The following is a 15,719-nucleotide window of genomic DNA, read 5'->3' on the forward strand; positions in this document are numbered from 1 at the left end:
TCCGGCAGGTAACCCCCAATCTTATCGACGACGCCCCAGCTTCACCGCTTTCAGCACCACAAATTTATTATTCGTAGCAATAGTGGTGCAGTTGCCGAAAATTTTCTTCAGTTTATGGAAGTAATCCAGATGGCGGTTGGCAACGATATACAGCTCACCGTTGATTTTCAGGCAGCGGCGGGCGTGGTGGAACATCTCCCAGGCGACGTTATCGGTCAGCGCATGTTGCTGATGAAACGGCGGGTTGCAGAGCACAGCATTAAAGCGGAAAGGCTCCACGCCGGAGAGCGCGTTGTTGATCATAAACTCGCAGCGATCCAACGCCTCTGGCATGTTGGTTTCAACGTTCAAACGGCTGGAAGCAACCGCCATCGGTGATTCATCGACAAACACCACTTTCGCCTGCGGGTTTTTATCGAGCAATGTCAGGCCAATAACGCCGTTACCACAGCCGAGATCGACAATCTCACCTTCGAGGTTCTCCGGCAGATGCTGCATAAAGAAGCGCGCGCCAATATCCAGCCCGGTGCGGGAGAAGACATTCGCGTGATTGTGGATAGTCCAGTCAGTGCCTTCCAGCTTCCAGCTAACGGTCTGCGACGCATCGGCCAGCGGCGGTTCATTGAAAGTGCAATTAATCAGACGCGCTTTTTTCCATGCCAGCGTGGTGGTGGTCGGGCCGAGCACTTTTTCGAACAGTTCCAGCGTGGAAGTGTGGATATCGCGGGCTTTGGCACCGGCAATAATACGCGTATCCGACGTGACCACTTTACGCAGCGCACGCAGTTGCTGTTCCAGCAATGCCAGTGTTTTCGGTACTTTGATCAGCACCACACCCGGCTGTTGCGGGTAGTCGGCAGTGCTGTCGAGAAACTTCACACTCGACTCATCAATCCCGTTGAGACGTAAATTCTCGCGCGTTGCCAGTTCGCTGATATACGAGTCGCCAATGCTGTACGGCTTATGTTCTGCCAGCGCACAGCTTAATGCGCCAAAAGCATCATTCAGGATCAACACCGGGCCGCAGATTTCTGTGTCGTCCAACTGTTGCAGCAGATATTCATCCGCCGCTTCCCACGCCTGTAGCGGGTTAACGTCATCCGTCGCCGGAAAACGTTGTAGTGTCAGTGAACGGAAACCGTTGTCTAAGTGGCTCATCGGCCCTCCTGAATGATAAAATTTCGACGTTGCCCCTGAAAAGGGTGCGTGAGTATACCCTTTTTCTCTTTTTCGTGGGCGGTTATGAGCAATCTTACTTATCTTCAGGGTTATCCCGAGCAGCTACTTTCCCAAGTGCGCACGCTGATTAATGAACAACGTCTGGGCGATGTGCTGGCAAAACGCTATCCGGGAACGCACGACTACGCCACCGATAAAGCCCTCTGGCAATATACCCAGGATCTGAAAAATCAGTTTCTGCGCAATGCCCCGCCGATCAATAAAGTGATGTATGACAACAAGATCCATGTGCTAAAAAACGCGCTCGGGTTACATACCGCTGTTTCTCGTGTGCAGGGCGGCAAGCTGAAAGCAAAAGCAGAAATCCGCGTCGCTACCGTGTTTCGCAACGCGCCGGAACCGTTTTTGCGCATGATCGTGGTGCACGAGCTGGCGCACCTGAAGGAGAAAGAGCATAACAAAGCGTTCTATCAATTGTGCTGCCATATGGAGCCGCAGTACCACCAGCTTGAGTTCGACACCCGGCTGTGGCTAACGCAGTTGTCGCTTGGGCAGGACAAAATCTGAAAATGATGCCAGGCGTTATATTTTCAACCATTAACGCCTAAAATCGACGCCCCTCTTTTCGTTAAGGATAACGACCATGCTGCGCGCATTTGCTCGCCTTCTTCGCCGCGTTTGTTTTTCTCGCCGGACTCTTAAAATTGCCTGTTTATTGTTGCTTGTGGCAGGAGCGACCATTTTTATCGCCGATCGCGCAATGGTCACCGCCAGCAAGCAGCTGACCTGGGGCGATATCAACGCCGTTCCGGCGCGTAACGTGGGTTTATTGCTGGGGGCGAGACCGGGTAATCGCTACTTTACCCGACGCATTGATACCGCAGCAGCGTTGTACCATGCCGGAAAAGTGAAATGGCTGCTGGTAAGTGGCGATAACGGACGTAAAAATTACGATGAAGCATCAGGCATGCAGCAGGCCTTGATCGCTAAAGGCGTACCGGCGAAAGTGATCTTCTGCGACTATGCCGGATTCTCAACGCTTGATTCGGTAGTGCGTGCCAAAAAGGTGTTTGGGGAAAACCATATCACCATTATCTCGCAAGAATTTCATAACCAACGCGCCATCTGGCTGGCAAAACAGTACGGTATCGACGCTATCGGGTTTAACGCGCCAGACCTGAATATGAAGCACGGTTTTTATACTCAACTGCGGGAGAAACTCGCTCGTGTCAGTGCGTTGATTGACGCGAAAATCCTCCATCGCCAGCCGAAATATCTTGGGTCATCGGTCATGATTGGTCCCTTTAGTGAGCATGGCTGCCCGGCGAAAGAATAATGCGTATCTGCGCACGTCGAAGATGAAAAAGGCGTGCTACATTGACGACAGAATCCCTTTATGGAGTATCCACGCGTTATGATACGTTTCGCTGTGATTGGCACGAACTGGATCACTCGTCAGTTCGTCGAGGCCGCCCATGAGAGCGGTAAATACAAGTTAACCGCCGTTTATTCCCGCAGCCTTGAACAGGCTCAGCACTTCGCCAATGATTTTTCTGTCGAGCATCTGTTTACATCGCTGGAAGCGATGGCGGAAAGCGATGCCATTGACGCGGTGTATATTGCCAGCCCGAATGCCCTGCACTTTTCCCAGACACAACTTTTCCTTAGCCATAAAATTCATGTGATTTGCGAGAAGCCGCTGGCGTCGAATCTGGCGGAAGTGGATGCCGCCATTGCCTGCGCACGAGAAAATCAGGTGGTGCTGTTTGAGGCATTTAAAACCGCCAGCCTGCCGAACTTTCATCTGTTACGCCAGGTGCTGCCGAAAGTCGGCAAATTGCGTAAAGTCTTTTTCAACTACTGCCAGTATTCCTCGCGGTATCAGCGTTATCTGGACGGCGAGAATCCCAACACCTTTAACCCGGCGTTCTCTAACGGTTCAATCATGGATATCGGCTTTTACTGCCTGGCGTCGGCGGTGGCGTTATTTGGTGAACCGAAAAGCGTGCAGGCAACCGCCAGTTTGCTGGCAAGCGGCGTGGATGCCCACGGCGTGGTGGTGATGGATTACGGTGATTTCAGCGTTACGTTGCAGCACTCAAAGGTCAGCGATTCTGTGCTGGCAAGCGAGATTCAAGGCGAAGCGGGATCGCTGGTGATTGAAAAACTTTCTGAATGCCAGAAAGTCTGCTTTGTGCCACGCGGCGGCCAGATGCAGGATCTCACCCAACCGCAGCATATTAATACCATGCTCTACGAAGCAGAGCTGTTCGCTACCCTGGTGGATGAGCATCTGGTGGATCATCCAGGGCTGGCGGTCAGTCGCATCACTGCCAAACTGCTGACCGAGATCCGCCGCCAGACTGGAGTTGTTTTTCCTGCCGATAGCGTAAATCTATAATTGTTACCGTAAAGCAGTGTAAAAGGCATGTAACAGACCATTGACTGGCTGAATGGTCTGTCATACTTTGTTACCTGCAAAGGGGAGTAACTTCATTGCCGGTCGATCGTCATTACGATGTGTGAAAAACCACATCCGGTCACCGGGCAACCCGAAAGGAATACGCAGACGTATTCCTTTTTTGTTGTAAGTGAGACCTTGCCGGAAGGCGAGGTCTATGCATAAAAAGCAGCGGCTGACGTCTTCCGACGTTGGCCGTTTTTTTTATGTGTAAGGAACTTCTATGAATACTGTCGGCACGCCGTTGCTATGGGGCGGATTCGCTGTTGTTGTCGCCATTATGCTGGCTATCGACCTGTTGTTGCAGGGGCGTCGTGGGGCACATGCCATGACCATGAAACAGGCTGCGGCCTGGTCGCTGGTCTGGGTGACGCTGTCGTTACTCTTTAACGCCGCTTTCTGGTGGTATCTGGTGCAGACACAGGGGCGCGAAGTCGCTGACCCGCAGGCGCTGGCCTTCCTCACGGGTTATCTGATTGAGAAATCGCTGGCGGTCGATAACGTCTTCGTCTGGTTAATGTTGTTCAGCTATTTCTCTGTTCCGGCGGCATTACAGCGCCGCGTGCTGGTGTATGGCGTGCTCGGGGCGATTGTTCTGCGTACCGTCATGATCTTCACCGGTAGCTGGCTGATTTCGCAGTTCGACTGGATCCTATATATCTTCGGTGCATTCCTGCTGTTTACCGGCGTGAAGATGGCGCTGGCTCATGAAGATGAATCAGGAATCGGCGACAAGCCGCTGGTGCGCTGGCTGCGCGGTCATTTGCGCATGACCGATACCATCGACAACGAGCATTTCTTTGTGCGTAAGAATGGCTTGTTGTACGCCACACCGCTGATGCTGGTGCTGATTCTGGTGGAATTGAGCGATGTGATTTTCGCCGTGGATAGCATTCCGGCTATCTTCGCTGTTACCACCGATCCGTTTATTGTGCTGACCTCAAACCTGTTTGCGATCCTCGGCCTGCGTGCGATGTATTTCCTGCTGGCAGGCGTAGCAGAACGTTTCTCGATGCTCAAATATGGTCTGGCGGTGATTCTGGTGTTTATCGGTATCAAGATGCTGATTGTCGACTTCTACCATATTCCGATCGCCGTCTCGCTGGGCGTGGTGTTTGGCATTCTGGTGATGACGTTTATTATCAACGCCTGGGTGAATTATCGGCATGATAAGCAGCGGGTAGAATGATTTTTAATCTGCCTGAGCCGTGTACCCTGTCATCAACATGAGCACCGTTTTCTCCATCTCCCTTCCAGGGAGAGGGTCGGGGTGAGGGTAATTTTTCGCACCAATGCTGGCCTGTTCCCCTCACCCTAACCCTCTCCCCAAAAGGGGCGAGGGGACTGACCGGGTACTTTTTTGACGTTGTCATCAGTCTGGAAGCCGCACGTTGGGCTTTATTTTTATGTCAAACAAATGTAACCATTAAGTTGCAAAACATGACCTCCCTTTAAAATCCAGCATTTTTCGCTTCCCGAAGCTGTAACTTTCCTTATACTCGACCTTGCAAACACTTTGTTACATCCTGAAAGATGCGTCGAAAGAACGTACCAGGGATGTACGACAACACAATGAAAGGATCGAAAAATGACTACGCAACATTCACCGGGGCTATTCCGGCGTCTGGCTCATGGCAGCCTGGTAAAACAAATCCTGGTCGGCCTTGTTCTGGGGATTATTCTGGCATGGATCTCAAAACCGGCGGCTGAAGCTGTTGGTCTGTTAGGCACTTTATTTGTTGGCGCCCTGAAAGCCGTAGCACCCATCCTGGTGCTGATGTTGGTGATGGCTTCCATCGCTAACCACCAACACGGGCAGAAAACCAATATCCGCCCTATTCTGTTCCTCTATCTGCTGGGTACTTTCTCCGCCGCACTGGCCGCAGTCGTTTTCAGCTTCGCCTTCCCTTCTACCCTGCATTTGTCCAGTAGCGCAGGCGATATTTCGCCGCCGTCAGGTATTGTGGAAGTGATGCGCGGACTGGTAATGAGCATGGTTTCCAACCCCATCGACGCGCTGTTGAAAGGTAACTACATCGGGATTCTGGTGTGGGCGATTGGCCTCGGTTTCGCGCTGCGTCACGGTAACGAAACCACCAAAAACCTGGTCAATGATATGTCGAATGCCGTCACCTTTATGGTGAAACTGGTGATTCGCTTCGCACCAATCGGTATTTTTGGTCTGGTTTCTTCTACCCTGGCAACTACCGGTTTCTCCACACTGTGGGGCTACGCGCAACTGCTGGTCGTGCTGGTTGGCTGTATGTTGCTGGTGGCGCTGGTGGTTAACCCACTGCTGGTGTGGTGGAAAATTCGTCGTAACCCGTTCCCGCTGGTGCTGCTGTGCCTGCGCGAAAGCGGCGTGTACGCCTTCTTCACCCGCAGCTCTGCGGCGAACATTCCGGTGAATATGGCGCTGTGCGAAAAGCTGAATCTGGATCGCGATACCTATTCCGTTTCTATTCCGCTGGGAGCCACCATTAATATGGCGGGCGCAGCAATCACCATTACGGTGTTGACGCTTGCTGCGGTTAATACGCTGGGTATTCCGGTCGATCTGCCTACGGCGCTGCTGCTGAGCGTGGTTGCTTCCCTATGTGCCTGTGGCGCCTCCGGCGTGGCGGGGGGTTCTCTGCTGCTGATCCCACTGGCCTGTAATATGTTCGGTATTTCGAACGATATCGCCATGCAGGTGGTTGCCGTCGGCTTTATCATCGGCGTGTTGCAGGACTCTTGCGAAACCGCACTGAACTCTTCAACTGACGTGCTGTTCACTGCGGCTGTTTGCCAGGCAGAAGACGAGCGTCTGGCAAATAGCGCCCTGCGTAATTAATGTTTAACCCCTTTCGTCAACGGCGGAAGGGGTTTTCTCTACTTTAAATGGATCAATTCCCCTTTTCTGCATCCGCCAGAAACGAATAATATTCAGGCCATTCATTAGCAGAAAACTGCCCTCAATCATCGTGCCGCCAATCGACCCGGCCCAAAAGTTGTGAATCACCCAGCAACACGTTGAAAACCACATCACGCAGCGCATGGTCAGCCCTTTACAGCGGAACAGCGCCCAGGTACTGACAATCGTGCCAATAACCGGCAATAGTTCAACAGGATGATGGAACTTCGCCAGGCCGATTCCGCCAGTCAGCACAATAAATATCGCCATTACCCATAAGCTGCGCGTGCGTAAGGTAATCAACGTACGAATAGCATTAAGGATGGCACTGGCACCGGCAGGATAAGTGCCCAGGAGGAAAAAATGCACGCCAATAACGGCGCTATAGACCGAAAGCTGCTTTTTGAAGCGACGTTCGTCACGGTTAAAAAATGTAGTGATACCAATCAGAAAGGCGATGACACCCACGCCCTGGGCCAGCCAATACGCGGTCATGATAAATCCTTAACAGGTATGGAAAAGCAAACGGCGCTTCACATTATGAAACGCCGTTTTTTATTAACAACTCATTTCGACTTTATAGCGTTACGCCGCTTTTGAAGATCGCCAGTTCGCGGAAGTCGTTACGCTCGTTGCAAGTTTGCTTACCGTTGGCAAACTCAACGATGGTATCGATAAATTCTTCCAGCAACTGCGGCATCGCTTTTCCGTGAATCAACTGACCCGCGTCAAAGTCGATCCAGTGTTTTTTCTTCGCCGCCAGTTCACTGTTAGTGGCAATTTTCACCGTCGGCACAAAACCACCATACGGCGTACCGCGACCGGTACTGAACAGCACCATGTGACAGCCGGCGCCAGCCAGGGCGCTGGTCGCTACGGCATCGTTACCCGGCGCACTTAACAAGTTCAGCCCCGACGTTTTCAGACGCTCGCCGTAACGCAGCACGTCAACCACGACACTGGAACCCGCTTTCTGAGTACAACCAAGTGATTTATCTTCCAGCGTGGTGATACCGCCCGCTTTGTTCCCCGGTGATGGGTTTTCGTAAATGGGCTGGTCATGAGCAATAAAGTACTGTTTGAAATCGTTGACCATGGTGACCAATTTTTCAAACGTTGCTTCGTCGCGGCAATGATCCATCAGCAACTGCTCTGCGCCAAACATCTCCGGCACTTCGGTCAGTACGGTAGTACCGCCGTTAGCAATCACGTAGTCAGAAAAACGCCCCAGCATCGGGTTAGCGGTAATACCAGAAAGACCATCAGAACCGCCGCACTCCAGACCAAACTTCAGTTCGCTGAGTTTGCCTGGCTCGCGTTTATCGTTGCGCATCACGTTATACAGCTGATGCAAATGCTCGATCCCGGCTTCGATCTCATCGTCCTGCTGCTGGCAGATCATGAAATGAACGCGTTCAGGATCGATGTCCCCCAGCGTTTCACGGAAGACATCGACCTGATTGTTTTCACAGCCCAGACCAATCACCAGCACCGCACCTGCGTTCGGGTGGCGCACCATGTTTTGCAGCATAGTGCGGGTATTGATGTGATCGTCACCCAGCTGTGAGCAGCCGTAGGTGTGGCTGAAGAGGAACACGCCGTCAGTACCTTCAGCGTTGTTGGTCTCTTTCAGGAAACGGTTCTGGATCTGCCGCGCGATGCCGTTGACACAGCCCACGGTTGGCAGGATCCACAGCTCATTACGCACCCCGACATCGCCGTTAGCGCGACGATAGATCTGCACTTCACGATCTGCCGCTTGTGCTGGCAGTTCGTGAAAATCAGGTTGATAGCGATACTGATCCAGATCGCTCAGATTCGTGCGCGTATTGTGGGCGTGAACGTGTTCCCCCGCCGCAATATCCGCCAGTGCATAACCAATCGGCAGGCCATATTTGATGACGTTGGCCCCTTTTGCGATATCCGTTAACGCAAATTTATGTCCTCGAGCGACATCCTGGCGCAGCGTAACGGTTTGGTTATCGACACTGACTTCTGTGCCTTCCGCCAAATCTGCTAAAGCAACCGCGACGTTATCCAGTGCATGGATCTTGATGTATTGCATATCAACCCCAGACCTTAGTTCAGTTCAATGGCGAAATAGTCACGCGCATTGTTAAAGCAAATGTTTTTCACCATCTCGCCCAGCAGGTTGATGTCCGCCGGTGCTTCGCCCGCTTCCACCCAGCGACCGATCATCTGGCACAGAATGCGGCGGAAGTATTCGTGACGGGTGTATGACAGGAAGCTACGGCTGTCAGTCAGCATACCGACAAAGCGGCTCAGCAGACCGAGCTGCGCCAGTTGGGTCATCTGACGTTCCATACCGTCTTTCTGGTCGTTAAACCACCAGCCGGAACCGAACTGCATTTTGCCCGGCATACCTTCGCCCTGGAAGTTACCGATCATGGTGCCCAGCACTTCGTTATCGCGCGGGTTCAGGCAGTAGAGAATGGTTTTCGGTAGCAGGTTTTCTTCGTTCTGTTTGCTCAGCAGTTTAGACAGCTCTTCTGCCATCGGACGGTCGTTGATGGAGTCAAAACCAACATCCGGCCCCAGCAGTTTGAACTGACGCAGGTTGTTATTACGCAGAGCGCCGATGTGGTACTGCTGCACCCAACCGCGACGTGCGTATTCGGCACCAAGGAACACCAGCATCGCAGTTTTAAACTGTGCCACTTCGTGCTCACTCAGGGTTTCGCCTGCCAGTCGGCGTGCCAGAATGCTGTCCAGTTCCGCTTCGTTCGCTTCAGCAAACATCACCACATCCAGCGCGTGGTCAGACACTTTACAGCCGTGAGCGGCGAAGTGATCCAGACGTTTGGTCAGGGCGGTTTGCAGGTCTGCAAAGCGGCGAATGTCGGTATCAGAAACTTCACCCAGCTTCGCCATATAGTCGTTAAAGGTCGCCTGTTCGATGTTGAAGGCTTTATCCGGACGCCAGCTCGGAAGCACTTTAATGGTGAAAGAGCCATCTTTGGCGATCTCTGCGTGATGCTCCAGAGAATCGATCGGGTCATCAGTAGTACCGACCATTTTCACGTTCATCTGCTGCATGATGCCGCGCGCGGAGAAGTTATCCTGCGCCAGCAGTTCGTTACATTCGTTCCAGATTTCATCGGCAGTCGACGGAGACAGCAGTTTGCCCGTGATACCGAACGGACGACGCAGTTCGAGGTGCGTCCAGTGGTATAACGGGTTGCCGATAGTGTGCGGAACGGTCGCCGCCCAGGCGTCAAACTTTTCACGGTCAGAGGCATCACCGGTACACAGGCGTTCAGCTACACCATTGGTGCGCATTGCACGCCATTTGTAGTGATCGCCTTTCAGCCAGATGTCATACAAATTCTTAAAGCGATAGTCTTCTGCAATCTGCTGCGGCGGCAAATGGCAGTGGTAGTCGAAAATCGGCTGGTCTTTTGCGTAGTCGTGATACAGACGGCGGGCAAATTCAGTATCTAACAGGAAATCTTCAGTCATAAACGGAGTCATTATCGTCTTCCTCTTAACGAGTGAGCTAGCTTGCTTATGGTGCGATGCTGACAAAGTTATCACACCAATTTCCAGAGCCAGAAGATATTTTCGTGAGTTAGATCAATAAACGTAGTTAAAAAAATTACTCTCAAAGTGGTAAATATCGCTGCAAGCCGCGCCGTTACTGGCCTCGCTATCATCGTGTAATGTCCCTACAAATATTCGCACATTTGTGATGGCTCTCACCTTTTAAAGTTGTATGACAAGTTATCTTTTTGCCGTCGCAAATAATAAGTCGACGGAATGCAAATTGCCGATTCATTCTCTGGATGGATTGGATTGACCGGTACGGAAGCCGAATTAGCACGAAACTTTCATGGCAACGTTCGGGGCGTGCCGGTTTTTTTTCGGTTACCCGGTCGTAAGTAACATCTTCAGCCTCTGGCGGGATGATGGCCGCGATTACTGCGGATATAACAAAACGATGAGGTTTTACATGCGTAAAATTAAAGGGTTACGTTGGTATATGATCGCACTGGTGACGCTCGGCACCGTGCTCGGTTACCTGACGCGTAACACTGTGGCGGCAGCTGCGCCAACTCTGATGGAAGAGTTAAACATCTCCACCCAACAGTATTCCTACATCATCGCAGCTTATTCTGCTGCTTATACGGTCATGCAACCGGTAGCGGGTTATGTACTGGATGTTCTGGGTACAAAAATCGGTTACGCGATGTTTGCCGTGTTGTGGGCTGTGTTCTGTGGCGCTACCGCGCTGGCAGGTAGCTGGGGCGGCCTGGCGATTGCTCGTGGTGCGGTAGGTGCTGCTGAAGCAGCAATGATCCCAGCGGGTCTGAAAGCCAGTTCCGAATGGTTCCCGGCGAAAGAGCGTTCCATCGCAGTAGGTTACTTTAACGTTGGTTCTTCAATTGGTGCGATGATTGCACCGCCGCTGGTGGTATGGGCAATTGTGATGCACAGCTGGCAGATGGCATTTATCATCTCCGGTGCGCTGAGCTTTATCTGGGCGATGGCATGGCTGATTTTCTATAAACACCCGCGCGACCAGAAACATCTGACTGATGAAGAACGCGAATACATTATTAACGGTCAGGAAGCCCAGCACCAGGTTGGCACGGCGAAGAAAATGTCCGTTGGTCAGATCCTGCGTAACCGTCAGTTCTGGGGTATCGCGCTGCCGCGTTTCCTGGCTGAACCGGCGTGGGGGACTTTCAACGCGTGGATCCCACTGTTCATGTTTAAAGTTTACGGCTTTAACCTGAAAGAGATCGCGATGTTCGCCTGGATGCCGATGCTGTTTGCTGACCTCGGTTGTATCCTCGGTGGTTACCTGCCGCCGCTGTTCCAGCGTTGGTTTGGCGTGAACCTGATCGTCTCCCGTAAGATGGTAGTCACGCTGGGTGCGGTGCTGATGATTGGCCCAGGTATGATCGGTCTGTTCACCAATCCATATGTGGCGATTATGCTGCTGTGTATCGGTGGTTTTGCTCACCAGGCACTGTCTGGCGCACTGATTACGCTCTCTTCTGACGTGTTCGGTCGTAACGAAGTGGCAACGGCAAACGGTCTGACCGGGATGTCCGCATGGCTGGCAAGTACGCTGTTTGCCTTGGTTGTTGGTGCTCTGGCTGACACCATCGGCTTCAGCCCGCTGTTCGCAGTGCTGGCAGTGTTCGACCTGTTAGGCGCGCTGGTTATCTGGACGGTATTGCAGAACAAACCGGCGATTGAGGTGGCGCAGGAAACACATAACGATCCCGCCCCGCAACATTAACGCTTAGCGTGAGTTTTAATGTCGAAGCCGCCTGTTCAGGCGGCTTCGTTGTTTATATAGAACGTTTGTCCGGCCTGGAGGGTTAATTGATAGTTGGCAAGGACGGAGTAAAGACCACCGACAGTTTACCCATGTAGTACCCGGCCTGCTTATCCATCACGCTGAACTTCTCTACCGCCAGGGTTAATGGCGTCGGCACACACATGACAGCGTAACGAATTCCTGGCAGCACAACCGGACGAACGCGCTTCAGGTTGATGCTGTTCCAGACCATATTTTCATTGTTGCGAACATCAATTTGCCCGCCCGTTTCCGGGTTATACATTTTTACCCGGTAATCAATGCGTTCTGAGGCATCTGTCGATGTTCCTCCCTGACGATAAATCGAGAAGTCGCCATCTCTTCGCCCGGCAGCCGGGCGACCTTCATCTTTAAGCTGGATTTCATAACTGATGGCGTTGCCGTTAAAACCATCGTACAGGCACATATCCAGCGTGGTCAGATCCTGAGCATAGTTACTGCCATTGACGCTCCCCGTCGGGTGTAGATCCAACTGTACCCGTGGCGTGGGCAAACTCCGGAAAGAAGATATCGATATGGTTGGGATCGAGCGTATTCAGTGTGATATTTGCGAAATAGTCTTGTGAAGGGCTATTTAAATGCAGTTTTACTTGCCCTTTCCACACACCACCTATAGGCAACTTCTTCATTTCCGATTGTTCAAGGTAGAGTGTTAGTTGCTTTCTGTCCGCATTATACCACCCATTACCATCTGAACAGGAACGTCCAACGCTCTCATTTAAAGGTCGTTGTCTGCTATATCCCCCCGGGCCACATGGTCCTGAGTCAACAGATGTTAAAATGGTTTGATATCCTTTAAACTTGACCGGCCAGCGCATACCGCTACGCTGCTCAGTTAGATAAATTTGTACAATTGACGTTGTGCCTGAAGTTGTACAAGTCTGTTGAGCATCGGCATAATCGCATTTGTACCACATGTAAGCGTTTTTCCCCGGCGGTTCTTCTTTATCCCATAAATAATAATCCGCTCTGCCAGAAACCAAATCGTACGTAACTTCACTGGTCACGTTGGGTGACGCCTGAACACCCGCAACCGAGCCCAAAAAGCAAAATAGTATGGCAATCAATCGCTTTCTCATGGTGCAACCTCCCTTTGCGCCGTTTGCACACTTTCGCGTAATTTAGGCTGTTTTAACTGCGCCTGAACCTGAATCGACTCTGGCAATTGCGAATAACTCACGATGCTACAAGTCACATCGCCGCTGTAACGAATGCTGGCGCGTTTCTTCACAACAGTCAGCGGACATTTAAGGAATTCGTGTCCGGAAAGCAGATACAGTTCTTTATCATTGCCGCTAATTTCCAGCGTAAATCCGCCATCTTCAGCCACCAATAACATGGTGCTGTTCAGACCAATCAGCGGGAATTTCTCTACTGATGCTGGTAATAACAAGCGACCAATATAGTTGTAGTTAAAGCTGGCAGTGACTTCGCGATAACGTAACTTACCGGGCAGCAACATTAATTCCCGGTTTCCCGCGCCATTGATAATATTGGTTGTTCCCTGCTGGTTGCCCTGGTTGCTGTCTCTGACTTCAACAAAGCCCGGCTGGAATCCGGTATAGGGGAATAACACGCTGTCACTTTGACCAAGTTGCAGAGTTCTGCTGCCCGCTACCCGTGCTTCAAGTTGCAGATCCTGACTCTCTTCATCCTGTTCAGTAAATCCTTTTACATCCACTAATACAGCGCCGAGCAGATCATCTGTACCACTGGCTCCCAGATTAATTCCGTAACGACTCACCGCCAGTGTGGAACTGTATGACCCCGTAAAGGCAGAGAGATGATCATGGTTCTTGCGATCGTAACTGTCTGATACGGTGCCGTTGAGATTACCGTACTGCCCTTCCCAACGACCATTAACCGCACTGTTTATGGTATCGGTGTTCAGGCCACCGACGGTTACGCCAAGTTCTTTATGGCTGAATGAATCGTTATAAAAGGTATGCGATAACTGCCATGAAGTTTGGTCGCCATCCTGATCGCTATAGCGATAGTCAGTCGAAACATTGGTTGAGTGACTGTTATTATTGCTGTCCATCGTTGGTGTATCAGATAACGAAAACGATAAGTACAATCCGTTGTCGTCGTTATCTCCGCCGTTGTCGTTACGATGGAAAACCCCGACAGAAGTGCTCAAAATCCAGTCACGCATTACAAAAGCGCGAGACGCGCTAAGCTGTACGGTTTCAGAAATACTTTGCGCAGAAGTCTGGCGAAGATAGTTATTTTCAAAACTCTGCTGTTTGTCCCAGCGTAAGCTGTCGTCGGTGTTATTTTGCGTGCGGGTATAACCCAGCATCATGTTCCAGCCGATAAGATTCTGTGAAATCGTAGCGGATATGCTTTCATAACAGCTTAAGGCGTTGTAGCTATCTCTGCTGTCGGTTGTACAAGCATCTCCGTCGGAGTTGGTACGATAAAAGCCCAGCGTCGGCCATCCCGAATTACTCCAGTTAACCTGCTGCATATCACCTTTGCCGTCATCGTCATTGCGGAACAGACTGGCACCTATGGCAAGATTCCCCACCCCGCCTAAATCCGCCGTCCAGTTATTACCTAACTCGAAAGCATTCACATCATCGGTATTCGCCAGCCCTGCGTAGAGCTCATATTGTGGATGTAACGGCAGGCGAAAACCCAGTTGATAAGCTGAACTTTCGTCATCGGCAGCCTGGGAGGTGGTTTTACCGGCCTGTAAGAACCACTGCGCATTTCCGTCCGTCAACCCCCCTGTTTTGGTAAAAGGGACAAGTTCAGTGCGGGTGAGTTGGTTGTTCTCATAAACTTTTAACGCCACGCTGTAGCTGCCTGGCGGAAAGGAACCAGTATCAATAAATTGCGAACCACTATTGAGATAAAACGATCCCAGAAGTTGTTCATTACGATAAGCGTCAACACGAGAATTGCGCGAAAGCAGGACCATTACTGGCGTTCCTTGCTGACTCTGCGCCTGGTTTAAATAACTGAGTGTTGACCCGATACGCATTCCATCGATTGCACCGAGTGGCAGAAAGTTAAAAGTAAAATTCCCGCCTTGTGCATTAAATAGCGTGCGGTTGTCCATTCGCCCCGCCTGCACATAATAACGACGTAAAAAATCATAACGATAATAGAGATCGCTGACATCAGCATTATTATCGCTGACATCTTCTGCCTCATAGCCATTGAAATTCCAGTGCCCGCCAATATAACTATTCTCTGTGACACCCAGCGCACCATTGCCCTGAATGGAGAACGATTGGTAATCATCCTGCACCAGCACGTTAATATCCTGCTGATGAATAAATGCATTAATCGCGTTTCTGTCTGGATTTAAATATAGCGATTTTGAATTTAACGAAGAACTCCATTGGGGATTCAGAAAGAGGGTGGCGGAACTCTCTTCATCATTAAAAATAATGTCAACAGAATCGGTATTGAGAAAGCCACATCCTGAATCGGTCTGCGCAAAACCACAAGCCAGTTCACCATGACGCGCCAGTGGTTGTGCCAGTCTCGCTTTTACGGCTTGAGTGACTTTTTGGTCTTTGGTATCCAGCTCCAGCTTATTATATAAACTTGCTGAATCCAGAAATGTTACGGCATCAAGATTAACCATTGCATAATATTTACCGAGACTTTTCCCGGCATAATAGACTTCAATATACTCCTGCTGTCCCTGTGCAATAACCTCAAACCCAGCGGGAATTTTAGTTAATGCTGCCTTTGCCGGGCTGAGACTCGCCAGGATCAAAAGAGCCAGTAATTTTTTATCCATGGCAACCCTGTAATCCATAACAACGACTAAAATAGTTAAAATAAGGGAGGACAAGCCCCCCTTTATTACGTATTAA

The 15,719-nt window shown here is 51.0% G+C and carries 11 protein-coding genes and 1 pseudogene; 6 read left to right on the plus strand and 6 right to left on the minus strand.

Going from position 1 to position 15,719, the window contains the following annotated elements; genetic code table 11:
* Positions 1 to 21 precede the first annotated feature (21 nt).
* Positions 22 to 1,158, minus strand: coding sequence for a 23S rRNA (guanine(1835)-N(2))-methyltransferase RlmG (gene rlmG / locus A7098_RS11500; protein WP_105280826.1), 1,137 nt, complete (start codon positions 1,156 to 1,158; stop codon positions 22 to 24).
* 84 nt (positions 1,159 to 1,242) lie between these two features.
* On the opposite strand from rlmG, the gene A7098_RS11505 reads away from it, so the two are divergent.
* The 5 genes from A7098_RS11505 (at position 1,243) to sstT (ending at position 6,473) form a co-directional block, all read left to right on the plus strand.
* Positions 1,243 to 1,746, plus strand: coding sequence for a M48 family metallopeptidase (locus A7098_RS11505; RefSeq protein ID WP_001295542.1), 504 nt, complete (start codon positions 1,243 to 1,245; stop codon positions 1,744 to 1,746).
* Between the two features lie 76 nt (positions 1,747 to 1,822).
* Positions 1,823 to 2,515: a vancomycin high temperature exclusion protein gene (locus tag A7098_RS11510; RefSeq protein WP_105280827.1), complete on the plus strand. Its 693-nt coding sequence runs from the start codon at positions 1,823 to 1,825 to the stop codon at positions 2,513 to 2,515.
* A 78-nt stretch (positions 2,516 to 2,593) separates the two neighbouring features.
* Positions 2,594 to 3,580 carry a Gfo/Idh/MocA family protein gene (locus A7098_RS11515; RefSeq protein WP_105280913.1) on the plus strand — a complete coding sequence of 329 codons (987 nt, stop codon included), beginning with the start codon at positions 2,594 to 2,596 and terminating at the stop codon, positions 3,578 to 3,580.
* Positions 3,581 to 3,863: 283 nt separating this feature from the next.
* Entirely contained in the window at positions 3,864 to 4,829 is a 966-nt protein-coding gene (alx, locus tag A7098_RS11520; RefSeq protein WP_001098822.1) for a TerC family membrane protein Alx, read from the plus strand.
* Positions 4,830 to 5,228: 399 nt separating this feature from the next.
* Complete coding sequence (gene sstT, locus A7098_RS11525) at positions 5,229 to 6,473, plus strand: serine/threonine transporter SstT (RefSeq protein WP_000211391.1); 1,245 nt, start codon at positions 5,229 to 5,231, stop codon at positions 6,471 to 6,473.
* Between the two features lie 3 nt (positions 6,474 to 6,476).
* Here sstT and A7098_RS11530 read toward each other — a convergent pair whose 3' ends face one another.
* The 3 genes from A7098_RS11530 to uxaC form a co-directional block, all read right to left on the minus strand.
* Positions 6,477 to 7,028, minus strand: coding sequence for a YgjV family protein (locus A7098_RS11530; RefSeq protein ID WP_000128138.1), 552 nt, complete (start codon positions 7,026 to 7,028; stop codon positions 6,477 to 6,479).
* An 82-nt stretch (positions 7,029 to 7,110) separates the two neighbouring features.
* Positions 7,111 to 8,598: an altronate dehydratase gene (gene uxaA, locus A7098_RS11535; protein WP_105280828.1), complete on the minus strand. Its 1,488-nt coding sequence runs from the start codon at positions 8,596 to 8,598 to the stop codon at positions 7,111 to 7,113.
* 14 nt (positions 8,599 to 8,612) lie between these two features.
* Complete coding sequence (gene uxaC / locus A7098_RS11540) at positions 8,613 to 10,025, minus strand: glucuronate isomerase (RefSeq protein ID WP_105280829.1); 1,413 nt, start codon at positions 10,023 to 10,025, stop codon at positions 8,613 to 8,615.
* Between the two features lie 478 nt (positions 10,026 to 10,503).
* Between uxaC and exuT the strand changes: the two genes are divergently transcribed.
* Positions 10,504 to 11,802, plus strand: coding sequence for a hexuronate transporter ExuT (gene exuT, locus A7098_RS11545; protein ID WP_024165155.1), 1,299 nt, complete (start codon positions 10,504 to 10,506; stop codon positions 11,800 to 11,802).
* A gap of 82 nt (positions 11,803 to 11,884) precedes the next feature.
* On the opposite strand, the pseudogene A7098_RS11550 reads toward exuT, so the two are convergent.
* Together A7098_RS11550 and A7098_RS11555 are read right to left on the minus strand one after the other, a co-directional pair.
* A pseudogene (locus A7098_RS11550) lies at positions 11,885 to 12,962 on the minus strand (CfaE/CblD family pilus tip adhesin).
* Positions 12,959 to 15,643, minus strand: coding sequence for a TcfC E-set like domain-containing protein (locus tag A7098_RS11555; protein WP_105280830.1), 2,685 nt, complete (start codon positions 15,641 to 15,643; stop codon positions 12,959 to 12,961). Before A7098_RS11555 ends, A7098_RS11550 begins: the two are co-directional and overlap by 4 nt.
* Positions 15,644 to 15,719: the final 76 nt, after the last annotated feature.

Origin of the sequence: Escherichia sp. MOD1-EC7011 (genome assembly GCF_002965005.1) — a bacterium.
Lineage (GTDB): Bacteria > Pseudomonadota > Gammaproteobacteria > Enterobacterales > Enterobacteriaceae > Escherichia > Escherichia ruysiae.

Excerpts from the sequence above, each read along its gene's own strand:
- rlmG (WP_105280826.1), bottom strand. The coding sequence starts at position 1,158 with ATGAGCCACTTAGACAACGGTTTCCGTTCACTGACACTACAACGTTTT.
- A7098_RS11505 (WP_001295542.1), top strand. The coding sequence starts at position 1,243 with ATGAGCAATCTTACTTATCTTCAGGGTTATCCCGAGCAGCTACTTTCC.
- A7098_RS11510 (WP_105280827.1), top strand. The coding sequence starts at position 1,823 with ATGCTGCGCGCATTTGCTCGCCTTCTTCGCCGCGTTTGTTTTTCTCGC.
- A7098_RS11515 (WP_105280913.1), top strand. The coding sequence starts at position 2,594 with ATGATACGTTTCGCTGTGATTGGCACGAACTGGATCACTCGTCAGTTC.
- alx (WP_001098822.1), top strand. The coding sequence starts at position 3,864 with ATGAATACTGTCGGCACGCCGTTGCTATGGGGCGGATTCGCTGTTGTT.
- sstT (WP_000211391.1), top strand. The coding sequence starts at position 5,229 with ATGACTACGCAACATTCACCGGGGCTATTCCGGCGTCTGGCTCATGGC.
- A7098_RS11530 (WP_000128138.1), bottom strand. The coding sequence starts at position 7,028 with ATGACCGCGTATTGGCTGGCCCAGGGCGTGGGTGTCATCGCCTTTCTG.
- uxaA (WP_105280828.1), bottom strand. The coding sequence starts at position 8,598 with ATGCAATACATCAAGATCCATGCACTGGATAACGTCGCGGTTGCTTTA.
- uxaC (WP_105280829.1), bottom strand. The coding sequence starts at position 10,025 with ATGACTCCGTTTATGACTGAAGATTTCCTGTTAGATACTGAATTTGCC.
- exuT (WP_024165155.1), top strand. The coding sequence starts at position 10,504 with ATGCGTAAAATTAAAGGGTTACGTTGGTATATGATCGCACTGGTGACG.
- A7098_RS11555 (WP_105280830.1), bottom strand. The coding sequence starts at position 15,643 with ATGGATAAAAAATTACTGGCTCTTTTGATCCTGGCGAGTCTCAGCCCG.